18 protein-coding genes are annotated in these 26,218 nt (G+C 69.7%); 7 read left to right on the plus strand and 11 right to left on the minus strand.

The genetic code is table 11. The annotated features are described in order from the left end of the window. Window positions 1-29: 29 nt before the first annotated feature. On the plus strand, window positions 30-404 hold the full coding sequence (locus tag ACFULV_RS02110) for a winged helix-turn-helix transcriptional regulator (protein ID WP_378632524.1): 375 nt from the start codon (window positions 30-32) through the stop codon (window positions 402-404). On the opposite strand, the gene ACFULV_RS02115 is transcribed toward ACFULV_RS02110, so the two are convergent. The 7 genes from ACFULV_RS02115 to ACFULV_RS02145 all read right to left on the minus strand — a co-directional run bounded on the left by ACFULV_RS02115 (window position 397) and on the right by ACFULV_RS02145 (window position 11,285). Then, entirely contained in the window at window positions 397-1,974 is a 1,578-nt protein-coding gene (locus tag ACFULV_RS02115) for a carboxylesterase/lipase family protein (protein ID WP_378652136.1), read from the minus strand. The two genes, ACFULV_RS02110 and ACFULV_RS02115, sit on opposite strands and share 8 nt — an antisense overlap. 298 nt (window positions 1,975-2,272) lie before the next feature. Continuing rightward, window positions 2,273-6,025 (minus strand): ABC transporter ATP-binding protein, encoded by a 3,753-nt coding sequence (locus ACFULV_RS02120; protein ID WP_378652138.1) that lies wholly within the window; start codon window positions 6,023-6,025, stop codon window positions 2,273-2,275. Continuing rightward, entirely contained in the window at window positions 6,022-7,365 is a 1,344-nt protein-coding gene (locus ACFULV_RS02125) for an LLM class flavin-dependent oxidoreductase (protein WP_378652141.1), read from the minus strand. The genes ACFULV_RS02120 and ACFULV_RS02125 overlap by 4 nt, the downstream gene beginning before the upstream one ends. A gap of 12 nt (window positions 7,366-7,377) precedes the next feature. Beyond that, window positions 7,378-8,118 (minus strand): ABC transporter ATP-binding protein, encoded by a 741-nt coding sequence (locus tag ACFULV_RS02130; protein ID WP_378632513.1) that lies wholly within the window; start codon window positions 8,116-8,118, stop codon window positions 7,378-7,380. Next, window positions 8,094-8,945, minus strand: a complete 852-nt coding sequence (locus ACFULV_RS02135; RefSeq protein WP_378652143.1) for an ABC transporter permease — start codon at window positions 8,943-8,945, stop codon at window positions 8,094-8,096. Before ACFULV_RS02135 ends, ACFULV_RS02130 begins: the two co-directional genes overlap by 25 nt. Next, window positions 8,942-10,045, minus strand: a complete 1,104-nt coding sequence (locus ACFULV_RS02140; RefSeq protein ID WP_378652145.1) for an ABC transporter substrate-binding protein — start codon at window positions 10,043-10,045, stop codon at window positions 8,942-8,944. The genes ACFULV_RS02135 and ACFULV_RS02140 overlap by 4 nt, the downstream gene beginning before the upstream one ends. Before the next feature lie 112 nt (window positions 10,046-10,157). Beyond that, window positions 10,158-11,285, minus strand: coding sequence for an ROK family protein (locus tag ACFULV_RS02145; protein WP_378652148.1), 1,128 nt, complete (start codon window positions 11,283-11,285; stop codon window positions 10,158-10,160). 105 nt (window positions 11,286-11,390) lie between these two features. Between ACFULV_RS02145 and ACFULV_RS02150 the strand changes: the two genes are divergently transcribed. Beyond that, the gene (locus ACFULV_RS02150; protein ID WP_378652151.1) at window positions 11,391-11,612 is read left to right on the plus strand and encodes a zinc ribbon domain-containing protein; all 222 of its coding nucleotides are present in this window, start codon (window positions 11,391-11,393) and stop codon (window positions 11,610-11,612) included. Between the two features lie 36 nt (window positions 11,613-11,648). Here ACFULV_RS02150 and ACFULV_RS02155 read toward each other — a convergent pair whose 3' ends face one another. From ACFULV_RS02155 to ACFULV_RS02170, 4 genes are read right to left on the minus strand one after another with little or no spacing between them, the layout of a single operon-like run. Further along, entirely contained in the window at window positions 11,649-11,924 is a 276-nt protein-coding gene (locus ACFULV_RS02155) for a SelT/SelW/SelH family protein (RefSeq protein WP_056813149.1), read from the minus strand. Window positions 11,925-11,942: 18 nt separating this feature from the next. Continuing rightward, window positions 11,943-12,341 carry a YchJ family protein gene (locus ACFULV_RS02160; RefSeq protein WP_378633422.1) on the minus strand — a complete coding sequence of 133 codons (399 nt, stop codon included), beginning with the start codon at window positions 12,339-12,341 and terminating at the stop codon, window positions 11,943-11,945. 60 nt (window positions 12,342-12,401) lie between these two features. Then, on the minus strand, window positions 12,402-12,827 hold the full coding sequence (locus ACFULV_RS02165; RefSeq protein WP_170112314.1) for a hypothetical protein: 426 nt from the start codon (window positions 12,825-12,827) through the stop codon (window positions 12,402-12,404). Window positions 12,828-12,876: 49 nt separating this feature from the next. Further along, the gene (locus tag ACFULV_RS02170) at window positions 12,877-15,399 is read right to left on the minus strand and encodes an AAA family ATPase (protein WP_378652154.1); all 2,523 of its coding nucleotides are present in this window, start codon (window positions 15,397-15,399) and stop codon (window positions 12,877-12,879) included. Window positions 15,400-15,792: 393 nt separating this feature from the next. On the opposite strand from ACFULV_RS02170, the gene ACFULV_RS02175 reads away from it, so the two are divergent. The 5 genes from ACFULV_RS02175 (at window position 15,793) to ACFULV_RS02195 (ending at window position 26,173) form a co-directional block, all read left to right on the plus strand. Then, entirely contained in the window at window positions 15,793-18,732 is a 2,940-nt protein-coding gene (locus ACFULV_RS02175) for a DUF5691 domain-containing protein (RefSeq protein ID WP_378652157.1), read from the plus strand. After that, window positions 18,729-19,829 carry an AAA family ATPase gene (locus tag ACFULV_RS02180; protein ID WP_378632496.1) on the plus strand — a complete coding sequence of 367 codons (1,101 nt, stop codon included), beginning with the start codon at window positions 18,729-18,731 and terminating at the stop codon, window positions 19,827-19,829. Before ACFULV_RS02175 ends, ACFULV_RS02180 begins: the two co-directional genes overlap by 4 nt. A gap of 49 nt (window positions 19,830-19,878) precedes the next feature. Next, window positions 19,879-22,395: a DUF5682 family protein gene (locus ACFULV_RS02185; protein ID WP_378652160.1), complete on the plus strand. Its 2,517-nt coding sequence runs from the start codon at window positions 19,879-19,881 to the stop codon at window positions 22,393-22,395. A 181-nt stretch (window positions 22,396-22,576) separates the two neighbouring features. Continuing rightward, window positions 22,577-23,740 (plus strand): VWA domain-containing protein, encoded by a 1,164-nt coding sequence (locus tag ACFULV_RS02190; RefSeq protein WP_378632493.1) that lies wholly within the window; start codon window positions 22,577-22,579, stop codon window positions 23,738-23,740. Window positions 23,741-23,833: 93 nt separating this feature from the next. After that, window positions 23,834-26,173 carry an ADP-ribosylglycohydrolase family protein gene (locus ACFULV_RS02195; RefSeq protein ID WP_378652163.1) on the plus strand — a complete coding sequence of 780 codons (2,340 nt, stop codon included), beginning with the start codon at window positions 23,834-23,836 and terminating at the stop codon, window positions 26,171-26,173. Window positions 26,174-26,218: the final 45 nt, after the last annotated feature.

A 26,218-nucleotide genomic window follows, 5' to 3' on the forward strand; every position in this document is an offset into this window, starting at 1 on the left:
GGCACTAAATAGTGCGTTACTATCCCTCGATGACAACCTTCGTGGAGTCCTCGGGCCTGCCCGCCGACGCCTACTCGGCGAAGTGCCCGACCCGCCAGGTGCTCGATCACATCGCAGGCAAATGGACGATCCTGGTGGTCGACGCGCTCCTCGACGGCACGCAGCGCTACACCGACCTCAGCCGGCGCATCGAGGGCGTCTCCCAGAAAATGCTCACCCAGACGCTGCGCCGTCTCGAAGCCGACGGATTCGTCACCCGCACGGTGTATCCCACCATTCCGCCCAGGGTCGACTACGAACTCACCGCGCTGGGTCGCAGCCTCGCCGAACCGATCACCGCCCTGCGGCAGTGGACCGAGACCCATATCAACGAGATCGAACGCGCTCGCGCCGGGTCTAGCTGAAGCCGACGGCTTGGTCGCCCCAGGCGGTGTGGAGTTCGGCGTCGGGGTTGTCCACCACGCGGTCGATGGTGTCGATGAGCAGGGTGGTGCGGGCGGTGGGGCGGTAGCGGGGCCAGTGTTTGGAGCCGTCGATGGCGGCGGGGACACTGTGTTCGGCGAAGGCCAGCCAGCGGCGCTGCATGCGGCCCGAGACCGCGACCGAGGCCTTGCGCCCACCGAGCCAGAAGGTGGGGTCGTGGTTCAAGGTGCCGAAATTGCCGAAGACATACGGCAATTCGGTGGCGTGACCGGCTCCCACCCTGGCCGCCTTCAACATCGGGGTGGCGTAGTCGAAGCGGTACATCCAGGTCGGCGAATGCTGGGCGTGCCCCTCGGCGACCCAGGCCGCGGGCATCCGGAAGGCCGCGTCGGTCGACATCGCCAGTGCGCCGCGGGTTTTGGTGAGGTCAGGGTAGGCCGAGGTGATCTCGGCGATCCGCTCGGGCGACATCTCGGGATGCGATGCGGCGACGTCGCGCAGCATCGCGTTCACCGCGTCGGGCGTCACCGGCATGATCGGCGAACGCAGCACCCGAAACAGCGACGCCTCATCGCGGTTGGTGCCGATCAGCAGCGGCACCCGATGCGAATGTCCCTGCTGGAATCGGTCGATCGGGTAGCCGGGCAACAGGTCCGCGTCGACGACCGGGGCCGCGGCGAGCCTGCCCGGTTCCTTGATGGGCACCTCGTCCAACAGCACGGACCCGATCTCGACGAGCTGTTCGATCGGCAATTCCAGCAACCGATTCGCCTCGCCGGGCCCGAGTTCGAGCAGCTCGAGATAGCGCTGCCCGACGACCGCCGCCCGTTCCTGCCCGAAAACCGTGGTGGCGGGCGGGCTCTGGGCGATCGCCTTGTGGAACAGCCCGGTCGCGGCGGGCGAGGTGAGCAGCGCGGTGACGCATCCCGCGCCCGAGGACTCACCGAAGAGGGTCACGTTGCCCGGATCACCACCGAAGGCGGCGATGTTGTCTCGCACCCACGCGAGGGCGGCGAGCTGATCGTGCAGGCCGAGGTTCGCGGTGAACTGCTCACCGAACGAGGACAGATCGAGGAAACCGAGCACCCCGATTCGGTAGTTCACCGAGACGACCACCACGTCGCCCGCCTCGGCCAGCTTACGTCCGTCGTAGATGGTCTGGGCTGCGGTGCCCAGGCAGTAGGCGCCGCCGTGCACCCAGACCATGACCGGGCGCGGTGCGTCGTCGCTGGGCTCGGGTCGCGGCGACCAGACATTGACCCACAGACAGTCCTCGCCCATCTGCAGGTCGGAATCCACCGGCACCATCGCGCCCATGGCCTGCGGTGCGATATCCCCGAACACCACACAGTCGCGCACGCCGTCCCAGGGCTTCGGGGGTTCGGGTTTCGCGAAACGAGCGGGGCCGGCGGGAGCGGCGGCGTAGGGAATGCTGCGCCATACGGCGACCGGTCCGTCCCAGGTTCCACTGACCGTGCCGTACTCGGTCTCCGCCAGTGGGTCGGCATCATGGGCCCGCGCGTCCGGGTCGAAATCGGGCTGAATGCTCATCGCACACCTCCTAGCCGGCACGACCGCACGGGTGCCTGTGCATTTGCTCCCGCTGGTCGCAGCACCTGGTGACTTCCTACGAGCGTACGTGGACACCGCCCGAACGCGCGCCCTACGCGCCATTTCCGCAGGTAACAGTTACTCCGCGGTACACGCGAAAGTCCCGTTCCGCGCCGACACACGGCGGTCGTGACGCGAATTCGGCGGCGAAGGCCGACCCGGTCCGGCGCTCCCGGGTGGACCGGGTTCGGCCGCCATCCGGATCTCCCCCACCGGACGGCGGCCGAGCTCGCGCCGATTAGCTGGAAATGTGCTGAACTTCGTCGCCGACATAGGCGGCCCACAGGCGCCGATACGGTCCATCGACGGCCACCAGCTCGGCATGAGCGCCGATCTGCACGAGTTTGCCCCCGCCGACCACCGCGATCAGATCGGCGTCGGCGGCGGTGGCGAGCCGATGCGCGACGACGATCGTGGTGCGGCCCGCGGTCAGCACGTCGACCGCGGCACGCACCCGTGCCTCGGTGGCCAGATCCAGCGAGGCGGTGGCCTCGTCCAGGATGAGGATGTCCGGGTCGATGAGCTGCGCCCTGGCCAGTGCCAGCAGCTGCCGCTGCCCGGCCGACAGACTGCGCCCGTGCGCGCCGATCGGCTGGTAGTAGCCGTGTTCGAGCGCCGCGATCATCTCGTGCGCCCCGACCGCTCGGGCGGCCCACTCGATCTCGGCGGGCTCGGCGTCGGGGTTGCCGTAGGCGATGGCCTCGCGCACGGTGTCACCGAACAGGAACGGCTCCTGCGGGACCACACCGAGCCGTTTGCGGAAGTCGCGCAGCCGGAACCGGCGGATGTCGACACCGTCGACGAGAACCGCTCCCTCGGTCGGGTCGTAGTACCTGGCGAGCAGCTTGACCAGGGTCGATTTGCCCGCACCGGTCTCCCCCACCAGGGCCACCTTCTGGCCCGGCTCGATCCGCAGGTCCAGCCCGTCGAGCACGGTGCGGGCTCGCGACGAGTACCCGAAACTCACCGAACGCAGTTCGATCGCGCCGTCGAGGCCGGTCACCGGGAGCGGATCGGCGACCTCGGGGGTGTCGACGGGGGTGCGCAGCAGGTCACCGATGCGGTCGACGCCGACCACCGCCTGCTGATAGCTGTCGAACACCTGCGAGAGCTGCTGGATCGGGGCGAACAGCAACTCGATGTAGAGCAGGAACGCGATGAGCGTGCCCGCGGTGAGCACGTCGTCGCGAACCTGGTGCACGCCGACCGCGAGCACCGCGGCCGTGGCGATCACCGACATCAGCTCGATACACGGGAAGAACACCGCCATCAGCACCTGCGAGCGCAGCCGCGCGTCGCGATAGGCCCACGACCGGCGCTCGAACTCGTTCTGGTTCACCGACTCCCGGCGAAACGCCTGGGTGACGGTGATGTTGTCGACGTTCTCCTGCAAATACGCGTTGACCGCGCTGACGCGCTCCCTGGCCAGGTTGTAGGCGGGCACCGACGCGCGCCGGAAGGCCACGGTCGCCACGCCGAGCACCGGCAGCAGCACGAGCACGACCACGGCCAGCTCGGCGTCGATCACCAGGAGCGCGGCGACCACGCCCGCGATGGTGACCGTGCTGGTGAGCGCGGTGGCCAGGCCGGTCTGCAGAAACGCCGACAGCCCGTCCACGTCGGTGGTCATCCTGGTCATGATCCGGCCGCCGAGCTCGCGCTCGTAATACTGCAGGCCGAGCCGTTGCAGGTGGGCGAAGGTCTTGAGGCGCAGACCGTAGAGCAGCCGCTCCCCGACCCGCCCGGTGACGCGCACCTGGGCGACGCTGATCGCCCAGTCCACCACCACGACCACGATCGCCAGCGCGGCCGCGCCGATCACCACCTCGCGCGCACCGGCCAGGACGCCGTGATCGATGCCGTAGCGCACCAGGAACGGGATCAGCACCTGGGCGATGGCATCGAGTCCGACCAGGCCGAGTCCGGCGAGCAGCGGCCAGGTGAACGGGCGAAGCAGTCGCGGCAGGGAGAACGCGGTGTCCGGGGTGTGGGAAAAGGACGGGTCGACCTCGGGTTCGCCGGACACCGGCGGCAACCGGTCGAGCAGGGCGACGATATCGCCGCTGGGTGGCGCGCTCGCCATCATGCCTCCGCCCGCGCCACCGCCGGGACCCGAGGGAGCGCCTGCCGACCGCCGCGCGAACGCCTTGGCCAGGTGTTCCATCGTGCGGTCGTCATCGGAGTCGACTTCCGGTGCCACCCAGAGCTCTTCGGTGGCGACCCGCGTGCTGTCGCGATGCGGGTCGACGCCGATGCCGACGACTTCCGGCGGCGTGAACAGGGCGCGGAACAGCTCACCGGACTGCTGTAGTTCGCGCAGTGTGCCCAGTTCGGCGACGCGGCCGCCGTCGAGCACCGCGACCCGATCGGCGAGCGCCAGGGTCGAGATCCGGTGCGCGACGACGATGGTCGTACGCTTGCGCAGTTCGGCGCCGATCCGCCGGTAGATCTGTTCCTCCACCTGGGCGTCGATGGCCGAGGTGGCGTCGTCGAGCACCAGGACAGGCGCCTCGGTGAGCAAGGCCCGAGCCAGCGCGATGCGCTGGCGCTGACCACCCGAGAGCCGTTGTCCGCGTTCACCGATGGTGGTGTCGATGCCCTGCGGCAGGGCGGTGACGAATTCGTCTGCCGCGGCCAGATACAGCGCGTGCCGGACCTGTTCGGCGCTCGCGTCGGGTCTGCCGTAGGCGACGTTGGCCCGGATCGAATCGGCCATCAGGTGCGTGTCCTCGAAGACCATCGCCACCTGCGCGCGTGGGTCGGGCAGCTGTCGCAGGTCGATACCGTCGAAACGCACCGCGCCGGAATCGGGCTCGAGCAGGGCGGGCAGCAACGACACCAGGATCGACTTGCCGCTGCCCGCACCGCCCGCGACGGCGACGGTCTCACCCGAGCCGATCCGCAGATCGACGCCGTCCAGGATCGTCGTGTCGTCGAAACCGAAAGTGACCGCGTCGAATTCGATCGACGGCGGCTCGGTGACGCCGAGCCCACTCGAGGCGGCGACCGGCGTCCCCGCCGCGCCGGGCGCCGCGCCCGCGTCGTCCGGCGCTTCGATCACCTCGCGCACCCGGTCGAGGGACGCCTTGCCCTGCTGGCTCACGGTGAGCAGCATCGAGAACTGCCGCACCGGCCCCACGAAAGCGCCCAGGTAGGTCATGAACGCGAGAAACGTGCCGAGCGTGATGGATTGGCGCAGCGCGAGCAACCCGCCGACGATCAGGATCAGCGCCTGCCCCGCCGCGGGCACCGCCTGCACGACGGGGGTGAACCGGCTGGTGATCCGGGCGACCCGCAACCGCGACCGATACAGCACCCGCGCCCGCGCGCCCAGCTGTTCCAGCTCGTATTGCTCCTGCCCGAAACCCTTCACCACCCGCACACCGGCCACGGCGGCCTCGACCTGCATCGCCACCTCGGCGGCCCGCGCCTGCGCGTCCCAGTTCGCGGGGAACAGCTGACGCTGGCTGCGCCGGGTGACGATCCACAGCCCCGGCAGCACGACCAGCGCGATCACGGTGAGCGCCGGCGACATCACGGCCATCAGCACCAGCACCGCCAGCAGCAGCGCCACATTGCCCGCGATCATCGGGATGAGCTGCAAGAACATCTGGATCAACGTGACATCGGTGATCGCCCTGCTCACCACCTGCCCGGTGCGCAGCTGTGCCTGCTCGCGCCCGTTGAGCCGCAGCAATGCGGCGAACAGGTCGCGGCGCAGGTCGTGTTGCACCCCCAGCGACAGCTCGGAGGAGGCCACCCGGCGCGCGTACGACGACGCGAACCTGGCCGCCCCGATCACCAGCAACAGCATCACCCACGGCGTCACCGACGCCGCGGTGGCACTGAGTGTGTCGACCACATGCCGCACCACCAGCGGCAGCGCCGCGGTGAGCAGCGCCGCCGCCAGCGCACCGGTATAGCTGACGATCACCAGCCGCCGGTGCTCGAGACAGCGACGGGTCAGGTACCGGATCCAGTCCGATCTCATCGGGCGGCCACGAGCGCGTCCGCGTCGTCGAACTGGTTCGCCGGTCGCGCGAGACCGTAGTGGCCGCGCAACGTGGTCTCGGTGTACTCGGTGCGGAACAGGCCGCGCTCCTGCAGGATCGGGACCACCTCGTCGACGAAGCGATCCAGACCCGAGGGCAGCACCGCGGGCATGATGTTGAAGCCGTCGGCGGCGCCCTGACGGAACCAGTCCTCGATGGCGTCGGCCACCTGGACCGCGGTCCCCGCGAAGGTGCGGTGCCCGCGTCCGCCGCCGAGCCGGGCGATCAGCTCGCGCACCGTGAGCCGTTCGCGCCGAGCCAGATTCACGATCAGGGTGAAGCGGCTCTTGGCGCCCTCGATGTCGTCCTCGGTGGGCAGGTCCTCGGGTAGCTCACTGTCGAGGTCGAGCTCGTCGACGGGCAGCTTGAACCGCTCGGCGAGTTGCTTGCGCGCGTATTCGGGCGAGATCAGCCGCGCCAGTTCCTCGTCGAGTTCGCGGGCCTGCTCCTCGGTGTCGCCGATGATCGGGACGATGCCGGGCAGGATCTTGATGCTCTCCGGATCGCGGCCCGCGGCGACCGTGCGCGCCTTGAGGTCGGTGTAGAAGGCTTTGGCGTCGTCGAGCGTCTGCTGTGCGGTGAACACGGCCTCGGCGTAGCGGGCGGCGAATTCCTTGCCGTCCTCCGATGATCCGGCCTGCACCAGCAGCGGATACCCCTGGGGTGACCGTGGCAGGTTCAGGGGGCCGTCGACTCGGAAGTGCTCGCCGTGGTGCAGGATCTTGCGCACCTTCGAGGCGTCGGTGTGGATGCCGAGTTCCTTGTCGGCCAGGATGGCGTCGTCGTCCCAGCTGTCCCACAGTTTCGTTGCCACGTCGACGAATTCGGCGGCCTTCTCGTAGCGCAGCCGATGGTCGGGGGTGTCGTCGAGCCCGAAGTTGCGGGCCGCGTCGGCACCGGCGGTGGTGACGATGTTCCAGCCGGCCCTGCCGTTGCTCGCCCAGTCCACGGAGGCGAACCGGCGGGCGAGGTTGTAGGGGTCGTTGTAGCTGGTGGAGGCCGTCGCGATGAGGCCGATCCGGCTGGTCTGCACGGCGACCGCGGTCAGGATGACGGTCGGTTCGAGCTTGCCGCTCGGCCGGCGGCCGGGGTCGCCCATCAGTACCGGGCTGTCGGCGAAGAAGATCGAGTCGAGCTTGCCGCGCTCGGCGGTCTGGGCCAGCCGGACGTAGTAGTTGATGTCGGTGTGCGCGTGGGGATCGCTCTCCGGCAGCCGCCAGGCCGCCTCGTGGTGACCGACCGACATCAGGAAGGCGTTGAGGTGCAGTTGTTTCGACATGATGGGTGCCTTTCAAGCCGCGGTCTCGGCGAGCCCGAGTGCGGTGAGCAGAGTGCGGCGGATGCGCTGGAACGCGGGCTGGCTCGGATCACGCTCGCCGGACAGATCGACCGGAATGTCCACCGCGAGCTTTCCGTCGTCGAGCACGATCACCCGGTCGGCCAGTGCCACAGCCTCGTCGACATCGTGGGTGACCAGCAGCACGGTCGGGCGATGCCGGCTGATCAGATCGCGCAGCAGAGCGTGCATCTTGATCCGGGTGAGCGCGTCGAGCGCGCCGAAGGGTTCGTCGGCCAACAGCAGATCCGGTTCGCCGACCAAGGAGCGGGCCAGCGAAACCCGTTGCTGCTCACCACCGGAGAGCTCTCTGGGCCAGGCGCGTTCGCGACCGGCCAGGCCGACCTCGGCCAGGACCTGCTCGCCGGCGGCGCGGCGCGTGCGCGGCTGCCCGTAGAGCACGTTCGGCAGCACCCGCTGCCAGGGCAACAGCCGTGAATCCTGGAACACCACCGAGGTTTTCGCCGGGATGCGCAGTGTGCCACCGCCGTCGACGTCGTAGTCCAGCCCGGCGAGCGCCCGCAGCAACGTGCTCTTGCCGGAGCCGCTGCGTCCGAGCAAGGCGACGAACTGGCCGGGTGCGATGGTCAGGTCGATCGAGTCGAGCACCGTGCGATCGCCGAATCTTCGTGTCAGCGAGCGGACTTCGACACCCGCGACCTTCGGCTCGCTCACCCCGCGATAGTGCGTCGCCATGACAGCACCCTCCGTTCCACCAGGCGGATCGCCGAATCCGAGGCCAGGCCGAAGACGGCGTAGACGACCAAGCCGACCAGGATCACATCGGCCTGCCCGTAGTTCTGCGCGTTCGACATCATCTTGCCGAGACCGTCGATGGCGTTGACCGTCTCGACCACGATCAGCACCAGCCAAGCGCTGGTGACCGACATCCGCAGACCGAGGAAGAAGCCGGGCAGCGACCCGGGCAGCACCACACTGCGAATGAACTCCGCGCGCGAAACCCCTTGCACCTCGGAGAGTTCCACCAGCTTCTGGTCGATCGTGGTGAGCGAGGCGTGGGTCTGGATGTACATGTGCACGACCACACCCAGGGTGATGAGCACGAGCTTGAATTCCTCGCCGATACCGAGCCACAGGATCATCAGCGGAATCAGGCCGAGGGTGGGAATGGCGCGCTTGATCTGGACCGGGCCGTCGATGAGCGATTCACCCCACCGGGAAAGTCCCGCGATCACGGCGAGCGTGGTGCCGATGAGCACACCGAGGACCATGCCGATCAGCACCCGTTGCAGCGACACCCCCAGGTTGGCCAGCAGTGGCCCGTCGACCAGCAACTCCCAGCCGGTCGCCAGGACAGTCCACGGCGCTGACAGTTTGCGCGGGTCGATCAGTTCGAGCAGTGAGCCCGCCGCCCACGCCCCGACCACCAGGACCACGCCGAGCAGGCGGGCGGCGGGGAAGGCCTTGCGCAGTCCGAGCCGGCGCAGCGTGCGCCGCTCGACGAATCCGTCACCGGACGGTGCGGAAACCGGAATCGCGGTACGAGACAGGGCGATGGTCATTGCTGCCCCTTGGTGCGATACGGCGCCGCCACCGCGTCGAACGCGATCTTCTCGAATCGGCGGTCGAACAGTTCGCCGGCGGGGAAGGAATTACCGAAGAAGCCGGCTTTGGTCACCAGATCGATCGTCTCCTGTTCCCAGGCGATCGCCTCGTTCCAATTTTCCGGGAAATACGGCTTTTCCGTCGTGGCGACAATGCGTTTGCCGTCCTCGGCCGAGACCGTCTGATCCTTGACGTAGTAGGCGTCGATCCATTCCGTGGGATGCTCCCAGGCCCAGACTTCCCCGCGCGCCCAGAATTTCACGAATTGGGCGACGGCAGCGGCTTTGCTGTCGTCACGCAATACCGAGGTCGGCGCCCACAGCACGGTCAGCGCGTCGACGGCGGGAGTGTCGATCGCGGTGGCGCCGTCGACGCGATACTTGTCGAGGTACTTGGTCAGGGTCGGTTCGCCGAACGGGGCGACGTCGATTTCCTTGGCCTGCAGGGCAGTGAGGAACTTCGTGCTCGGCAGCTCCACGAGCTGCACCTCGTCGGTGCGGATGCCCGCCGCCTTCAGCGTGCGCAACACCACCAGCCCCTGCGCCTGGCCCGGCGAGAAGCCGATCTTCTTCCCGCGCAGCCCATCGAGGCCGGTAATGCTCGATCCGGGGGCGGTGGCCAGCTTGTACAGCGGGGTCGTCCGCACCTTGACACCGACGATCTTCGCGTCGAGACCGCTGGCGTGCGCGTGGATCGGCGGAATGCCCGCGTTGGTGGCCAGGTCCACCGACCCGCCACGGAAGGCCTGGATGACATCGGGACCGGCCTGCACGGCGGGCCACGACGACACCGTGAACCCGAGCTTGTTCAGTTCTCCCGACGCGGTCAGTGCCACTTTGGCGGTATTGGCCGCGACCGCGAGCGAGACCCCGGCGGGGACTTCGGTGGGCAGCGGATTCGTCAGCGCGGCGCCGCCCTCGTCGCCGGTGGCGCAGGAGACCGCGAGCAGCGAAGCCGCCGCGGCGAGAAGTGCTATTCGTCGAATATTTTTACGCAAGGCGATTTCCCGGATTCGATGGAAGAATTGTCGGCGACGGAATTCGAACCGCGACAACACAGCACATCCGACGTGACCCGGGCGACGCCGGACTGCATTTTGTTCATAGTGTCAACTGTCGCGGGTGACGCCGCTTCCGGTCAATATTCGACTGTCTTAAAATAACCACGAATCAAACTGCCTGCGCGACAACCGTGCTCAGTGGATCACTGAACAACTCCTGCAACACCACCCCGGCCGCCGCCATCACCAGTACCTGCCCGGGGAACGTCGACGCGAAGATCACCTCGGACGGGTCGGCGCCGATGGCCGAGTGGGCGCGCACCGCGTCGTCGTAGGCTTCGCGAACGCCGGGAACCGCGATCAGGCCGCGGTCGATCAGTACCAGCGCTTCCGGGTCGATCAGATCGATCAGTGCCGCGGCGACCTCGCCCATCGCCGTGGCACGCTCGATGAAGTACTCGCGTTCCTGGCCACCCGCCGCGGCCGCCGCCACCAACTCGGGGAAGCCGTCGAACCGGCCGATCGCTTCGGCACGCGCCAGCAACGCGTGGTCACCGAGGGCCTCGAGGGCGAATCTGTCGGTCGTGCCGAGCAATCGGGCGATCGAGCCCGCCCCGAAATGCGGCCCGCAGTGGACGCGGCCGTGCACGGCGATGGCGGCGTCGATGACATTGCCGACGAACAGCACGATCGAGCTCGCCGAGCCGCGCAACCGGCCGTAGAGCTGTTCGGCGTACACCGTCGCGCGGGTGTGGCTGTCCACACTGACCGGTAAACCTGTTCGGGCACTCAGATATTCGCGCACCGGCACATCACGCCAGCGCAGGTAGGAGTGTTCGACGACCGAACCGGTGGCGGTGTCGACACGGCCGCCGATCGCCACCCCGAGCCCGCGGATCCGCACCTGGTCGGCGAGGTCGGCCCCGACCGCGCGCACTCGCTCCAATACGGCATCGAGGATGTCGTACGGAGCATGGGTGCGGTGGGGCACCTGCTCGCTGCGCAGCACCGCACCGGCGATGTCGACCACCGCGACGGTGATCTGCACCGCCGCGATATGCACCGCGATCACCACATTGCCGACCGCGTCCAGCGCGATCGGGCTGTGTGGCCTGCCCACGCCACCCGGCCCTGGTGACTCCGGCAGTTCGACGAGTAGTCCCGCCTCGACCAGCGCCCGGCTCTGCCAGGTGACCGTGGCCGGGGAAACCCCGGCGTGTCTGGCCACCACGCTGCGCGGTGCCGACCCGAGGTCGAGCACCGCCCGCAATACCGCCCCCGCGCTACTGTTCGCCATGCGCCACCTCGCCATCACCGCTGTTCGCTCACGGTACGGAGCGCAGCGGCCACGACGAAGCGTTCGGCGCAGCGTGATCGCAAGCATCGGCCTTACACTGGGCCGATGCCGAACTACAGCTTCCGGTGTCGCTCCTGTGGCGACACGTTCGACGTCAACCGGCCGATGGCGCAGTCCTCGGATCCGGCCACGTGCCCGGCAGGCCACGACGACGCCGTCAAACTGCTCACCACCTTCGCGGCGGTGGGACGGGGCTCGGCGCCCGCCCCCGCACCCGCGCCACGTCCGGCGGGTGGCGGTTGCTGCGGTGGTGGCGGCTGCTGCTGATTCCGTCGATCGGAGTGCGCGGCCGCCGCTGCGACGTCAGTCGCGGCGGTCCGAGTGGCCGAGGTCGCGCTCGGGGGCGATCCGGTCGCGGACCCGCTGCTTGAGGACGGCGATGTCGGGAAAGCCGCCGTCGGCCTTGCGTTCCCAGAGCTGTTCGCCGTCCAGGGTGATGCGGAAGATGCCCCCCTGGCCGGGCACCAGCGCCACCTCGCCGAGCTCGGTGGCGAACGTGGTGAGCAATTCCTGCGCCATCCAGCTCGCGCGGAGCAGCCAGCGACATTGGGTGCAGTACTCGATCGCGATGCGTGGCACCTCAGCAGTATCCCTGGTTCACGCCTGGAAGGTACCGTCGAGATAGACCCACGCGCCGTCGACCCGGACGAAGGTGCTCAGCTCGTGCATCGCGTCGCGCGTGCCGTCGAGCTTGTAGTGGGCGATGAATTCGACGGTGCCGTTGTCGTCGAACGGGCCGCCGCGCTGGGTGCCGACGATCTCCAGGAACAGCCAACGCTGGTCCGCGTCGAGTTCGAGGTCGGCGGGGCGGGTGCTGGGATGCCAGGAGCGCAGCAGATAGTCCACGTCACCTACTACGTAGGCGGTGTAGCGCGAGCGCATCAGCGTTTCCGCGGTCGGCGCGGGCTTGTCCCCGGCCAGGATCGGTCCACAGCAGGCATCGAACGGCTCGCCACGGCGGCACGGACACGGTTTCACTTCACCCATGCCGCACATCCTGCCGGACCTGGCGGTCACACCGCGCACCCCAGGTCCACCATGGCCACCCTTCGCCGATCACCCGAACGGCTGGTGGGCAAGGGGCGCGAGCTCCAGCGCTCGCGCCAGCTCAGCGGTCTGATCCCGCCAACGCCGCAGATCGGTGACACTCGGCGCCATCTCGTAGTCGAGATGATGCGCCGCCCGTGACAGCGCCGCCCACAACGCACCGACCTGACCAGCCGTCTCCGGCCCCGCGTACACCCGCAACGCGAGCAGCTGCGCCCGCATCGGGCACCGCATCAGCTCCGGCGCCACCTGCGCCCACAGCTGGTCCACCGCCTGCTCGAGCGCCAACCGCAGGATCCACGCCACCGCCCGCGACCACACCCCACCGGCATCCGACACCGACCCGTCCAGCAAATTCTCGGCCGCTTCCAGCCGCTGCGCCACCGACGGCCTCGGACTGAACTTCGCGCGCGCGGGCCTGCCACGGCGATTCACGTCGACCTCACCGCACCGGCGAGGCCACGCGGCGGTGCGGCCGCGCCGCTCATGTTCGCACCGCGTTCGGCTCGTGGGCGCGCAGCCACGTGATGAATCGTTCGGTGTCACTGATCAATTCACGCATCGGACGATCGATCGGCACGTGCGCCCCCGCGGTGGCATCGCGCAGGACGCCGACGAGCCAGCGTCCGCCGACCGCGCTGAGATGCTTGTTCAGGTCGTCCACGCGGGCGCCGACACCCATGATGGCGAGGGTGATCATGGCGCGGGTGGTGTGGGCGTTGCGCACGCGCCGCTCCACTTCCCCGTGCGCGAGACCGGTCGCCAGCAGTTCCTGACGGGCCTTCGCCAGGCCCGCCGCCTCGATCGCCGAACGGCAGCAGGTCGCGACGAGTTCGTCGGCGATGGCGGCGGGCAGTTGCGGTGTGCGGAGCAGGGATCGGGCGTCGTCGAGATAGCGGCGAACCGGGTCGCCCGTCACCCGCACCTCGACGATCGAACGCTCGCGACGCTGTACCTCGAGCACCGTCGCGTCGAGCTGCATGCGGCGGACCGCCTCGGCGAGGCGCTCGTCATGGGTGAACACCACCACCTGCCGCGACGCCGCCACCTCGGCGAGCACCCTGGCCAGCCCGTCCACCTTCGCGGGATCCATCGCCTGGACCGGGTCGTCGATCATGACGAACCGGAAAGGGCTGTGCGCCACCGTGGCTCGCGGCAGGAACAGCGACAGTCCGAGCGCGTGCAGCTCCCCCTGGCTCATCACGCCGAGCGCCGCGCCGTCCACCTCGTCGACGGTCACATCGAGCAGCACCCGCCGCGCCGTGCCCGCACTGCCCTGCAAACGAATCGCCCCGAGCTCGACATTGCTCTGCTGGCGCAGGGTGCTCCACACCCAGCGTGCCGTGGTCTCCAGCGGCCGCATCCGCTCCCCACGGATCGTCGCCGTCGCCGCCTTGAGCCAGTCGGCTGCCTTCTTCACCACCCGCAGCTCGCTCGCGTGGTCGGCGACGGCGCGGGCGGGGTCGAGCCACGCGAGAACGCGCGGGACCAACGGCGACCACACCGCATCCAACCGGTCCAGTTCGGTGCGCGTATCCCGTTGCAGTACGGCGAGTTCCACGGTGAGGTCGGCGTGCATCGTGCGCAGTCGGTCCGGAAGCTGGTCTTCGTAGTCGGCTGTCGCGAGCGCGGCCCACTCCGACCACAGCTGTCCGACGATGTCGCGCTGTTTCCGCAACGAGTCCGACGTGCCGTACGGCGCGGGCGCATCCGCCCGACGCCCGGTCGGATCGGACGTCGGCTCGGTGAGACCCACTGCGCCAGTACCGGGTGCGATCGCCGAACCGAACTCGATCGGCAGGTCTGCGGGAAGGTTGCGGGCCGCTGTCAGAGCCGTGTCGAATTCCGCCGTGGCCGCCTGAAGGGCCGCGAGTTCCGCAGTGCGGTGGGCGATCTCGGAATCGGCGGCGGCGAGCCAGTCGGCGTCGAGTTCGTCGCGTCCACAGACCGGACAGGGGCACGAACCCGCCGTCGAGACGTGTTCACGCGCCCGCGTGAGCAATTCGAGCACTCGCAGATCGGCTTCGGTATCGACCGTCTCGTGGCGCGCCACATTCCGGGCCGCTTCGGCGAGTCGATCGGTGGTGGCGGCAACCCGCGCGACATCGGGCAACGACAGGCGCAGGATCGCGCGCAGACCCTCCGGCCCGTCGATGCCGAGGACCGAACCGGCCACCGCGCCCGCTACCGCGTCGAGATCGGGGTCCGGCGTGCGCAGCAGGTCGGCCACGGCACGGGCACGTTCGTCATCGGCCTCGGCCAGCTCGACCAGCAGGTCGGCGCGGGACTGGCGCGAATCCTTCACCGCGCGTTCGAGTTCCAGCTTGCGCAACCGGATCTGTTCGGCCGCGGCGGCCAGCTCGTCCAGGCCGAGCAGGCGATGCAGCGCGTCGAACAGGTCGCTCGGCTTCCCGTCGACGAGCGCGCCGAGCTCGCTGTAGGACAGGAACGGCCGGTACAGATCGAGCCGCCGGCGCCGTCCGTGCGGGTCGACCGAGGCCGCCGGTTCGGATCCACGCCGCTCGGTCCACCGCGCGTCGGCCAGGTCCGCACTCGGGTCCCAGCTGGTCGCGACCGAGAGCGCGGGGTCATCGCCCGCCGTGAGCAGCTCGACGTCGATCCGGGCGGTCTCGGGTTCGTGCAGGTTGCGCCACCCCTCGCGCCAGGCGGTCGAGCGGCCGTCCCAGCGTCGATTCCCGCCGGTCAGGGCGAATTCCGCGGCCTCGGCGAAACTCGATTTCCCGCTGCCGTTGCGACCGACCACCAGCGTCAGGCCGGGCCCCGGATTCAACCGCAGCGTCGCCGCGGGCCCGATTCCCCGGAAACCCTGCACGGTGATCGACCGCAGAAAGACCCCGGTATCGCCGGAATCCGTTGCGGCCGAATCACCGTCGACAGCTGTGAGCGCGGCGAGCACGCAATCGGCGACCCGTTCCTCCACTGCCGGGTCGGCGGCGAGCTCGCGCGCGACCACCTCGGCGATCCGATCCGAGCACACTTGCGACATCCCCCTTCGCGTCGGCGCGCAACGCGGCGATCCTGGTTGAAACGCTACCCGATCGCCGGATGTTCGCCCAGGGGATGCGCAGGGCCCTCAGCGAATCTGCCCGCGGGAGTGGAATGGCCATCGCGGCGCCACGGCGGGCCCTCGATGTCCACCCCTCGCCCACCCCGGCGGGCAGCTCGATGAGGTGTTCACACCCGCGTTACGCTGCGTCGAGCAGCGCGGGCGGTCCGGGCGGTGCCGAACAGGTCAGAATGCCAGAGATCGCGACCCACGGCAAGAGGTGGAGCACGAATTTGCCGCGGCACCAGTGTTTTCCGAGCGCTACGCCGCCGGGCCCGCCAGTTGTCGGTGGGTTGCGGTAGATATTCGGCGAACACGAGAACGGGGGAACCGATGACCGAGCAACGCACGCCGTGGACCGAGGACCAGGTCCGCGCGCTCGCGCCCGATGCGAGCTCACTGGCTGCCGCACGCAAGCTGGCCGGTCGCTGGCGCGAGACCGGCACCGCGGGCAATGCGGTGTGGGGGCTGTGTCAGGGCAGTGGCGCCAAGCCGTATCAGGCGATCGTCGACCTGGACGGGCCCGCGTACAAGTGCTCGTGCCCCAGCCGCAAGTTCCCGTGTAAGCACACGCTGTCGCTGTTGCTCACGTGGTCGGGTGGCCGGACTCCCGTCCGGGAGGAGCCCGCCGACTTCGCGGCCGAGTGGCTGGCCGGGCGGGCCGCGAAAGCCGCCGCGCCGCCGAAGACCAAGGCCGCGAGCACGCCGTCGCAGGCCACCGTCGAGCAGCGGCGGACGCGGGTATCCGCCGGGCTCACCGAACTGGAGGTCTGGCTCACCGACCAGATCCGGACCGGGCTCGCCCAGACCGACCGTTCGTACGCTGCCTACGAGGCGATCGCGGCACGGATGGTCGATGCCCAGGCGCCCCGCATCGCCGAGGCCCTGCGCAGGCTGCCCACCGCGGTCGTCACCACCGAACACTGGCCCGAACTGCTGTTGCGCGAGTACGCACGCCTGCACCTGCTGGTGCTGGCCCATCGCAGACTCGACGCCCTCCCCGAGCCGCTGCGGGCGGGGATCCGCACCCATGTCGGCTACCCGACGTCGGCCGAGTCGGTGCTGAACGAGCCCGCGGTGCGGGATCGCTGGCTGGTGCTCGGCATGCGGACGAGCGAGGAGGAGCGGCTGCACACGCGCCGCACCTGGCTGCGCGGTCGCGGTAGCGGACGGTGGGCCCTGCTCATCGAACATTCCTTCGCCACCCCGAATTTCACCGGCGAGGTGCCCGCGCCCGGCAACGAAGTGGACGCCGAACTGCACTATTACCCCGGCGCGGCGTCCCTGCGCGCGCAGTGGGGCACCCGCCACGGCACACCCGAACCCTTCACCACCGTCCCCGCTGTCGGCGGCACCACGATCGACGACGCGCTCGACGCCTACGCGGGCGCGTTGAGTGCGGATCCGTGGCTGCGTTCCTGGCCCGCGCTGCTCACCGATGTCGTCCCGGTGCTCGACGAGAACGGCTGGCAACTCGTCGCATCCGACGGCACCGCGCTACCGCTGCCCGCGGGCGTGCGCCCGTGGCGGCTGATCGCGGTCGCGGGTGGTCATCCGGTGACGGTGTGCGGCGAGTGGCGAGCCGACGGCTTCGACCCGATCTCGGTGTTGTGCGCCGGCGAGGTGAGCGACCTGGAGACCGAGTTCCCCACCGAAACCACCCCGACCCCCGCGCTGGCCGAGCTCGTCTCGGTGGCGCTGCTCGGCACCGCTCGGCGCAGCGCCGACGGTGTGCACCTCGACTCCGCGGTCGCCGCCGCCGTCCCACAGCACGCGGGCGAACCGGCCACCCGGCTGCTCCACACCGCCGCCCTGCAAGACCTGTACCTGCGCGGCGGGCAACTCCCCCGTACCGCGGCGAAACCCGAACCCGCCATCGATGATCCGCGCCCGCTTCTCCCGCGCCCCGCCGCCGACCGCCTCAGCCGCCTCCTCGCGGACAAATCCCCGTTCCTGACCGAATGGTTCACTGCGGCAACGCCATTCGATTTCCGCCTGCCCGATGTGCTGTGTGTCCAGGCGCTCTCGGCTGCCTCCGACACCACCCTGCGTGCGCCGCTGCTCCGACTGGCCGGCCGCCGCGGACGCTGGCTCGCCGCCCGCAACCCGGCCTGGGCGAAACTGGTCGACGAGTTCCCTGCCGACGCTGCCACATCGTCGGCGGACGAGGCGGCCGATGCCCATTCGGGCACGACTGCCGGCACGGGCTCCGGTACGGAGCCGGGAGCGCACGCAGCGCACGACGTCTGGTTGTTCGGCACATCCGGCGAGCGAAAGGACTGGTTCGCGCGTACTCGCCGGGCCGATCCGGCCGCGGCACTGGCCGTGTTGACCGCTGCGTGGCCGAAGGAGTCGGGGCCGGTGAAGGCGGAGCTGCTGGGACTGCTCGCCGACGGGCTGAGTTCGGCCGACGAAGCCCTGCTCGAGCGGGCCCTCGACGACCGGCGCGGTGATGTGCGGCGCACCGCCACGACGCTGCTGAACAAGCTCCCGGATGCCGCTTTCGGGCGGCGGATGGCAGCGCTCGTGGCGTCGTGGATCCGGGTCGAGGAAGACGGGACGGTAGACGTACGAGTACCCGCGGAGCTCGACGCGCAGGCCCGGCGCGACGGCATCACCGATGCGACCGATCAAGCGAAATTGCGCTGGGACACCCCTGATTCGACGATCACGACGCTGCACCAGGCGATCGCCGCGACTCCGCTCACCGCATGGTCGTCGATCGTGCGTGCCACCGGCGAGCACACTCCCACCACCGCGCTGACCCTGTCGCTGCCACCTCGCTACGCCAAGGCGATCGTGGACGGCTGGGTCGACGCCACGCTCGCCCAGCACGACACCGCGTGGGCCCGGGCGCTGTTCGCCCACGCGACCCCGACCGAGCAGGCCGTGCTGCGGCGTCGGGAACTGTTCACCCTGCTCGATGCCGCCGACCGGATCGAGCACGTGCTCGACCTCGACGCCCACCAGCTCAACGAACTACACGCGATCCTGCCCGGCCTCGATCACCCGTGGCCGGAACCCGTCGCCGACCACGTGCTGCGTCTGCTCGGCGAGCGCGCCCGCACCACCGCACGGCAGCCGCACGCCAGTGCGGGCGTGTACACCGACCGGGCGCTGCTCACGGCCGCGAGCGTGCACCTGCCTGCCGAACTCGCGACGCGCGTCAGCGCGCTCGCCGACACCACCGACGATCCCGCCTGGCAACAGGCATTCCACCGACTCGCCCACGATCTCACCGATCGTGCCACCATGCTCGAGGAGCTGCGTTGACCACCATCGAACCCTCCACCACCCTGCTGCGTCCCCACGCCGAACAGGCCTTCGCCGACGAGTTGGCCGCCCTGGACCGCGTCGACGATCGCGTGCGCCCGCCGTCCTGGAAACTGTCGCCGTGGGCCGTGGTCACCTACATTCTCGGCGGCACCCTCGACGACGGCACCGTGATCACGCCCAAGTATGTCGGCCCGCGCCGGCTGATGGAGGTCGCGGTCGCCACCCTCGCCACCGACCGCGCCCTGCTGCTCCTCGGCGTGCCCGGCACCGCGAAAACGTGGGTTTCCGAACATCTTTCGGCCGCCATCAGCGGCGAGTCGACCCTGCTCGTGCAGGGCACCTCCGGCACCGCCGAGGAAGCGATCCGCTACGGCTGGAACTACGCCCGACTGCTCGCCGAGGGGCCCAGCGACGCCGCTCTGGTCGCGTCACCGGTGATGACCGCTATGCGCACCGGCGCCATCGCACGCATCGAGGAGCTCACCCGCATCCCCTCCGATGTGCAGGACGCGCTGATCACCATCCTGTCCGAGAAGACCCTGCCGGTGCCCGAACTCGGCGGGGAAGTACAGGCGGCCAAGGGTTTCAACGTCATCGCCACCGCCAACGATCGCGACCGCGGCGTCAACGATCTCTCCTCTGCCCTGCGGCGCCGGTTCAACACCGTGGTGCTGCCGCTGCCCGCCGACGAGGATTCCGAGGTCGCCATCGTGAGCCGTCGCGTCGAACAGCTCGGCGCCGCACTGGAATTGCCCACCGTTCCCGCCGCCGCCGAGGAAGTCCGCCGCGTGGTACGGGTCTTCCGCGAACTGCGCTCCGGCATCACCGCCGACGGCCGCACCAAGCTCAAATCCCCCTCGGGCACCCTGTCCACCGCCGAGGCGATCTCGGTGATCACCAACGGCCTCGCGCTGTCCGCCCACTTCGGCGACGGTGTGCTGCGCGCCTCCGACATCGCGGGCGCCGTTCTCGGCTCGGTGATCAAGGACCCGGTGGCCGACACCGTGATCTGGACCGAATACCTCGAGGCCGTCGTCCGGGAACGGCCCGACTGGGCCGACTTCTACCGGGCCTGCCGCGAAATCGCCGGCTGAGCACCGCCCGAAGGGGAGGACGGAACACACACCACACATGGGGTTTTCGATGAGTCAACGCAACAAGGCGACCCACCCGGCCACCGGCGGCACCACACCGGGCGATCCGGCGAGCGATGCCGATATCCGCGAGAGCTCCGGCTCGGACGCAGGCGCGGCGAGCGATCCGCTGGTCGACGCGGCGGCGGTGACGCGGGTGTTCGGCATCCGTCACCACGGGCCCGGATCGGCACGCTCGCTGCGCCATGCGCTCGAGGAGTTCCGGCCCGACGCCATTCTCATCGAAGGGCCCGCCGACGCTGATCCGCTCGTCGGGTTCGTCGCCGCCGACACGATGGCCCCACCGGTCGCGTTGCTCGCCTACGTCCCGGACTCGCCTGCTCACGCGGCATTCTGGCCGTTCGCCGTGTTCTCCCCCGAGTGGCAGGCGATGCGCTACGGCGTCGACCACGCCGTCCCGGTCCGCTTCTGCGACCTCCCCGCCACGAACGTCCTCGCCGCCGACGACGACGCCCGTGGCGGCGGCTCCGACCCGCTGGCCGCCCTGGCCTCGGCCGCGGGCTACGACGATGCCGAACGCTGGTGGGACGCGGTCGTCGAATCCGTCCCCGACAGTGCGGCTTTCGACGCCATCACCGAGGCGATGACCACCCTGCGCGAGGATGCCCCGCACGCCGCGACTGGGATCACGCCACCCCCTGCGGACGCTGCACCGCCGCTCAGCGCGTCGGCGCCGACCGACACCGAAGTCCCCGACCCGGTGACAACTTCACCACTCGACGCTCCTGAGCTACTGGAGGAGCCTTCGGGAGCGAACGGATTCGAGTCCCCGGGAGCCGCGGATCGACATGACCCCGCGACGGCGCCACTGATCGTCGACCAGCACACTCTGGTCCGCGAGGCGCATATGCGGCAGGTGATGCGGCAGGTCCTCAAGGGCGGTGCGAAGCGGTTGGCGGTGGTGTGTGGTGCCTGGCACGCGCCCGCGTTGGTCGAACCGCTCGGTCCCGCCGCACCGGATATGCGACTGCTCAAGGGTTTGCCGAAGACGAAGGCCGCGTTGACCTGGGTGCCGTGGACGCATTCGCGGTTGGCGGCCGGGTCCGGCTACGGGGCAGGGGTCACCTCGCCCGGCTGGTATCACCACCTGTTCACCGAGACCGAGCGGCCGGTGGCGCGCTGGCTGACCAAGGTCGCCGGGGTGTTGCGCTCGCACGATCTGCCGGTGTCGAGTGCGCACATCATCGAGGCGGTGCGGCTGGCGGACACCCTCGCCGCGTTGCGCGGCAGGCCGCTGCCGGGATTGTCCGAGGTCACCGAGGCTGTGCGGTCGGTGATGTGCGGTGGCGACGAGACCATGCTGCGACTGGTGGTCGACGAACTCGTCGTCGGCGAGACGCTCGGCGGTGTCCCGGAGGACACTCCGACGGTTCCCTTGGCCGCCGATCTGCGGGCGCGCTGTAAAACCCTGCGGCTCAAGCAGGAAGCGCTCGCCCGAAATGTCGACCTCGACCTGCGCAAGGAACGCGACGTCGAGCGTTCACACCTGCTGCACCGCCTGCGCCTGCTCGGGATCGGCTGGGGCACCCCGACCACCGGCGAAGTCCGCAGCACCGGCACCTTCCGCGAGACGTGGACCCTGCGCTGGGAACCCGAATTCGAGGTCCGCATCGTCGAAGCCGCGGTCTGGGGCACGACCCTGCGCACCGCCGCGGAGACCAAGATCCTCGACACCGCGAGCCGCGACGACGTCACCGTCACCGCGCTCGCCGACGCACTCGAAATGGCCCTGCTCGCCAACTTGGGTGGCGCCACAGAGGGTTTGATCAGCAGGCTGGAAGCGGCGGCCGCGCTCGATCACGACGTCACCCACCTGCTCGGCGCTTTGCCCGGCCTGACCCGCACCCTGCGCTACGGCGATGTCCGAGGCACCGACACCAAGGCCCTCGCCCACGTCGCCGACGGCCTGCTGGTGCGGATCTGCGCGGGCCTGCCGGGTGCCGTCACCGGCCTCGACACCGATGCCGCGCAGGCCCTGCGCACCCAGATCGACGCCGCACACACCGCGATCAGCACCCGCGACGACGAGCACTCGAGCACCGAATGGCTGGCCACGCTGCAGCGCATCGCCGATCGTGACGACGTGCACGGCGCGATCGCGGGCCGGGCGGTGCGCCTGCTCTGCGACGCCGAACGCATCGACGACGCCGACTCCGCCCGCCGACTGGCCGCCGCACTGTCCGTCGGCAACACCCCCGCCGCCAAGGCCGCCTGGATCGACGGCTTCCTCGGCGGCCGCGGACTGCTCCTGGTCCACGACCGAGAGCTGTTGCGCCGCATCGACGAATGGCTCCGCGACCTCAACGAAGACCAGTTCGTCGCCACCCTTCCCCTGCTGCGCCGCACCTTCGGGTCCTTCGAATCCGGCGAACGCCGAGCCATCAGCCAGGCCCTGCGAGACACCGGATCGGCACCGACCACCTCCGACGGCCGCACCGCGGTCGATCCGATCCGCGGGCAGCTGGCGCTGCGCGCAGCGACCGCGATCCTCGGGGCCGCTGGGTGACCCACCTCCGCAGACATCTGACACCGAAGCAGCGGCCGGGCCGTGCCCGACATCGGATCCACCGGTCGCCGCGCGAGGATCGCGCACCGCGAATCGCGTGCGGCGCGATCGTCACGGTGGCCGCGCCCGACACCCGCTCGACACCGCGTCCCGCTCTCCCGCTCGACCACCAGGAGCACCGATGACCGAACCCGACGAAACCCATGCGCGCCGTTGGCGTCTCGTACTCGGTGGCGCCGCCGAAGAACAACTCGGCGGGTTGAGCTCAGGTGCCGATCAGGCGATGGACCAGGCACTGTCGGCCCTCTACAACACCGGTGAAGCCGCCGGGTCGACGAAAAGGTCCGGTGGGCTGGGCGGTTCAGCGCCCCGAGTCGCGCGCTGGCTCGGCGATATCCGCACCTACTTTCCCGCGACCGTGGTCGAGGTGATGCAGCGCGACGCCGTGGACCGGCTCAACCTCACGCAACTGCTGCTGGAGCCCGAGCTGCTGGAATCGGTCGAGCCCGATGTGCACCTGGTCGGCACACTGCTCGGCCTCAACCGGGTGATGCCCGAAACCACCAAGGCCACCGCGCGCATGGTGGTCGAGAAGGTGGTGCGCGAGATCGAGCAGCGTATCGCCGCCAAGACCGTGGCCGCGGTCTCGGGCGCCATCAACCGTGCCGCCCGCACCCATCGCCCGAAACTGCGCGATATCGATTTCAACCGGACCATCCGCAAGAATCTCGCCAACTACCTGCCCGAACACCGCACCATCGTGCCCGAGCGGCTCGTCGGCTACGGCCGCAAGTCGCAGTCGATCCAGCGCGATGTGGTGCTGGCCATCGACCAATCCGGCTCGATGGCGGCCAGCGTCGTCTACGCCTCGGTGTTCGGCGCCGTCCTCGCGTCCATGCGGTCGCTGAAGACCTCACTGGTCGTGTTCGACACCGAGATCGTCGACCTCACCGACCAGCTCAGCGACCCGGTCGACGTCCTGTTCGGCACCCAGCTCGGCGGTGGCACCGACATCAATCGCGCCATCGCCTACTCGCAGACGCTGATCACCCGGCCCACCGACAGCCTCTTCGTGCTCATCTCCGACCTCTACGAAGGTGGCGTCCGCGACGAGATGCTGCGGCGCTGCCATGCGATGAAAGAAGCGGGCGTCCAGGTGGTGGTGCTGCTCGCGCTCTCCGACGAGGGCGCGCCCGCCTACGACCACGACAATGCCGCGGCACTGGCAGCGCTCGGCATCCCCGCCTTCGCCTGCACCCCCGACAAGTTCCCGGACCTGCTCGCCATCGCGCTGGACCGCGGCGACATCACGCGCTGGGCCGATACCAACGCCCCGGCCGTGTGATCGCGCCCCGGGGAACGTGGCGGGACTCGGCAGCGTTGCGAGCCCGCGCCAACTAGGCTGCGAACGATCGGGTTCGTTGGACGGGGTGAGGCGATGTTGCGGCGCGGGGCGGTGTTCGCCGGTTTCGTCATCGAGCGTGAGCTGGGACGTGGCGGGATGGGCGCGGTGTACGCGGCCAGAGACCGCAGGCTGCCGCGGCTGACCGCGTTGAAGTTGATGCACCGTGACCTGTTCGCCGACTTCGAGATCCGCGCCAGATTCGAACGCGAAGCCGACCTGGTGGCCCAGCTCGACCACCCGAACATCATCACCGTCTACGACCGCGGCGTCGACGAGGAACGTCTCTGGATAGCCATGCAGTTCGTGGACGGTGTCGACGCCTCGGCGGTGCCGGTGCAGCAGTTCGGGAGCGAGCGGATCGCCCAGATCGTCACCCAGACCGCGAGTGCGCTCGACTACGCCCACCGCCAGGGCGTTCTGCACCGCGACGTGAAGCCCGCCAACATCCTGTTGTCGCACACCGCGGGTGTCGGCGCCGGCTTCGACGAACGAGTCGTGTTGACCGACTTCGGCATCGCGAAACTCCTCGACGACACCGGCGGCCTCACCCGCACCGGCCAGTTCACCGCCACCATCGCCTACGCCTCGCCCGAACAACTCAGCAGCGCTCCCCTCGACGGCCGTGGTGATCAATACTCCTTGGCCTGCACGGTTTTCCGGCTTCTCACCGGTACCGGCCCCTTCGACGCCCCCAACCCGGCCACCGTCATGCTCGGCCACCTCAACGCCCCACCTCCCGCGGCCAGCACCCGCCGCGCCACCCTCCCCACCGCGGTCGACACCGTCCTGTCGAAGGCCATGGCCAAAGACCCCACCCACCGATTCCCCACCTGCACCGCGTTCGCCACCGCGCTCACCGAGGCACTGCGCCACCCCGCCCGATCCGCCGCCACCCACGCCCCGATCCGCATCGAGAGCCCCCCACGCGCCTCCGTCTACCCCGCGGGCACCGTATCGGCGGCCGAGTCGCGCCCGACCGCGACGTCATCGCCCGCGTTCCCACCGAACTCCGTCGCCGAGGCCGCGCCCCACGACGGGTCGAGTCGGCGCAGCGCTGCCCGGCGCCACGACCCGACAGCTGTTCGCCACACCGCAGCCGAGCCGGAAACCCCGTCGCCCGGTGCGCCGGGTGACCCAGCGGCGCCCGCCCGGACGGGCACCGTCTCGCGGGACCAGTGGCGTTCGGCGGTTCGCAACGGGGAGCCGGGGAATGCCGCGCGCACAGCAGTGGGTGCGGCGATGTGGGCGCAGCGTGTGCACGGTTGCCTGCTCGGCGGCGCGATCGGCGATGCGCTCGGCGCTCCGGTGGAAACGCGTTCACTGCAACAGATCCGAGCCGAATACGGCTCGGCCGGGGTCACCGACATCGACCCGCTGCGCATCTCCGAGGAAACCCAGCTGACCGCGTTCACGGTCGAAGCGCTGATCAGAGGCTCGGTGCGGGCCAGGGCCAAAGGCATCGGCGGGGCGACGATGGGCCTGCTCCAGCAGGGCTTGCTCGTGTGGTTGCGCGGACAGGTCTCGGAGATACCCGACCAACCGTTCGCGCTGCACAGCTCACTCACCGGCTACCCCGAGCTCATCGAGCAACGCGGCGTGGCCAATTCGGTCTACACCGCGCTACGCCAGGTGGCGGCGCGGCGCGCGCCGACCGACCCGCTCGGCACCCGCGACCAGCCCATCAACCACTCCAAGGGCAGTGGAGCCGTGATGCGCGCGGCCCCGTGCGGATTCGGTTACGCCGCAGATCGTTCCGGCGACGCGACCGATGCCATCTTCGAATTGGGTTGTGACGCCGCCGCACTCACCCACGGCCACCCCAGCGGCTGGCTCGCCGCGGGCACGCTGTCGGCGCTGATCTATCAGCTCGCGCGCGGCGCCGACCTCGCCACCGCGCTGTCCCACGCGCGGGTCGAGCTGGCGAGCTACCCCGAACACGAGGAGACCTCGGCCGCCCTCAATGCCGCCCACCGGCTGGCCGCCCGGATCGAACGCGAACGGCGCTATCCCACACCGGAAGACGTCGAGACCCTCGGCCAGGGCTGGATCGGTCCCGAAGCGCTGTCGATCGCCGTCTTCGCCACCCTCGCGGCCGAAGGGCTCGGCGGCGCACCCCACGACATCGTTCGCACCGGACTGCTGCTGTCGGTCAACCACTCCGGCGACAGCGATGCCACCGGCTCGATCGCGGGCAGTCTCCTCGGCGCCCGCTACGGCTACAACGCACTACCCCGCCGCTGGTTCGAGACAGTCGACGCGCGCCACGTCCTCGAACGTCTCGCCGCCGACTACGCCACCGAATTCGGCCTCACCCCGCCGGTCGGCAACTCCGGCCAACCGACCGAGGACTGGTACAACCGCTACCCCGCGTGATCGCCGTCCCCCCGACACAGGCCGGCCCCCGGCGTAGAAGTCCAC

The organism is Nocardia sp. NPDC057272 (genome assembly GCF_042668615.1).
Taxonomy (GTDB): domain Bacteria; phylum Actinomycetota; class Actinomycetes; order Mycobacteriales; family Mycobacteriaceae; genus Nocardia.

What these genes read in the sequence shown, in the direction of transcription:
- ACFULV_RS02185 (WP_378652160.1), top strand. Translation starts at nt 19,879, where the DNA reads ATGAGTCAACGCAACAAGGCGACCCACCCGGCCACCGGCGGCACCACA.
- ACFULV_RS02120 (WP_378652138.1), bottom strand. Translation starts at nt 6,025, where the DNA reads ATGAGATCGGACTGGATCCGGTACCTGACCCGTCGCTGTCTCGAGCAC.
- ACFULV_RS02110 (WP_378632524.1), top strand. Translation starts at nt 30, where the DNA reads ATGACAACCTTCGTGGAGTCCTCGGGCCTGCCCGCCGACGCCTACTCG.
- ACFULV_RS02190 (WP_378632493.1), top strand. Translation starts at nt 22,577, where the DNA reads ATGACCGAACCCGACGAAACCCATGCGCGCCGTTGGCGTCTCGTACTC.
- ACFULV_RS02115 (WP_378652136.1), bottom strand. Translation starts at nt 1,974, where the DNA reads ATGAGCATTCAGCCCGATTTCGACCCGGACGCGCGGGCCCATGATGCC.
- ACFULV_RS02175 (WP_378652157.1), top strand. Translation starts at nt 15,793, where the DNA reads ATGACCGAGCAACGCACGCCGTGGACCGAGGACCAGGTCCGCGCGCTC.
- ACFULV_RS02135 (WP_378652143.1), bottom strand. Translation starts at nt 8,945, where the DNA reads ATGACCATCGCCCTGTCTCGTACCGCGATTCCGGTTTCCGCACCGTCC.
- ACFULV_RS02195 (WP_378652163.1), top strand. Translation starts at nt 23,834, where the DNA reads ATGTTGCGGCGCGGGGCGGTGTTCGCCGGTTTCGTCATCGAGCGTGAG.
- ACFULV_RS02130 (WP_378632513.1), bottom strand. Translation starts at nt 8,118, where the DNA reads ATGGCGACGCACTATCGCGGGGTGAGCGAGCCGAAGGTCGCGGGTGTC.
- ACFULV_RS02160 (WP_378633422.1), bottom strand. Translation starts at nt 12,341, where the DNA reads ATGTGCGGCATGGGTGAAGTGAAACCGTGTCCGTGCCGCCGTGGCGAG.
- ACFULV_RS02145 (WP_378652148.1), bottom strand. Translation starts at nt 11,285, where the DNA reads ATGGCGAACAGTAGCGCGGGGGCGGTATTGCGGGCGGTGCTCGACCTC.
- ACFULV_RS02125 (WP_378652141.1), bottom strand. Translation starts at nt 7,365, where the DNA reads ATGTCGAAACAACTGCACCTCAACGCCTTCCTGATGTCGGTCGGTCAC.
- ACFULV_RS02170 (WP_378652154.1), bottom strand. Translation starts at nt 15,399, where the DNA reads ATGTCGCAAGTGTGCTCGGATCGGATCGCCGAGGTGGTCGCGCGCGAG.
- ACFULV_RS02150 (WP_378652151.1), top strand. Translation starts at nt 11,391, where the DNA reads ATGCCGAACTACAGCTTCCGGTGTCGCTCCTGTGGCGACACGTTCGAC.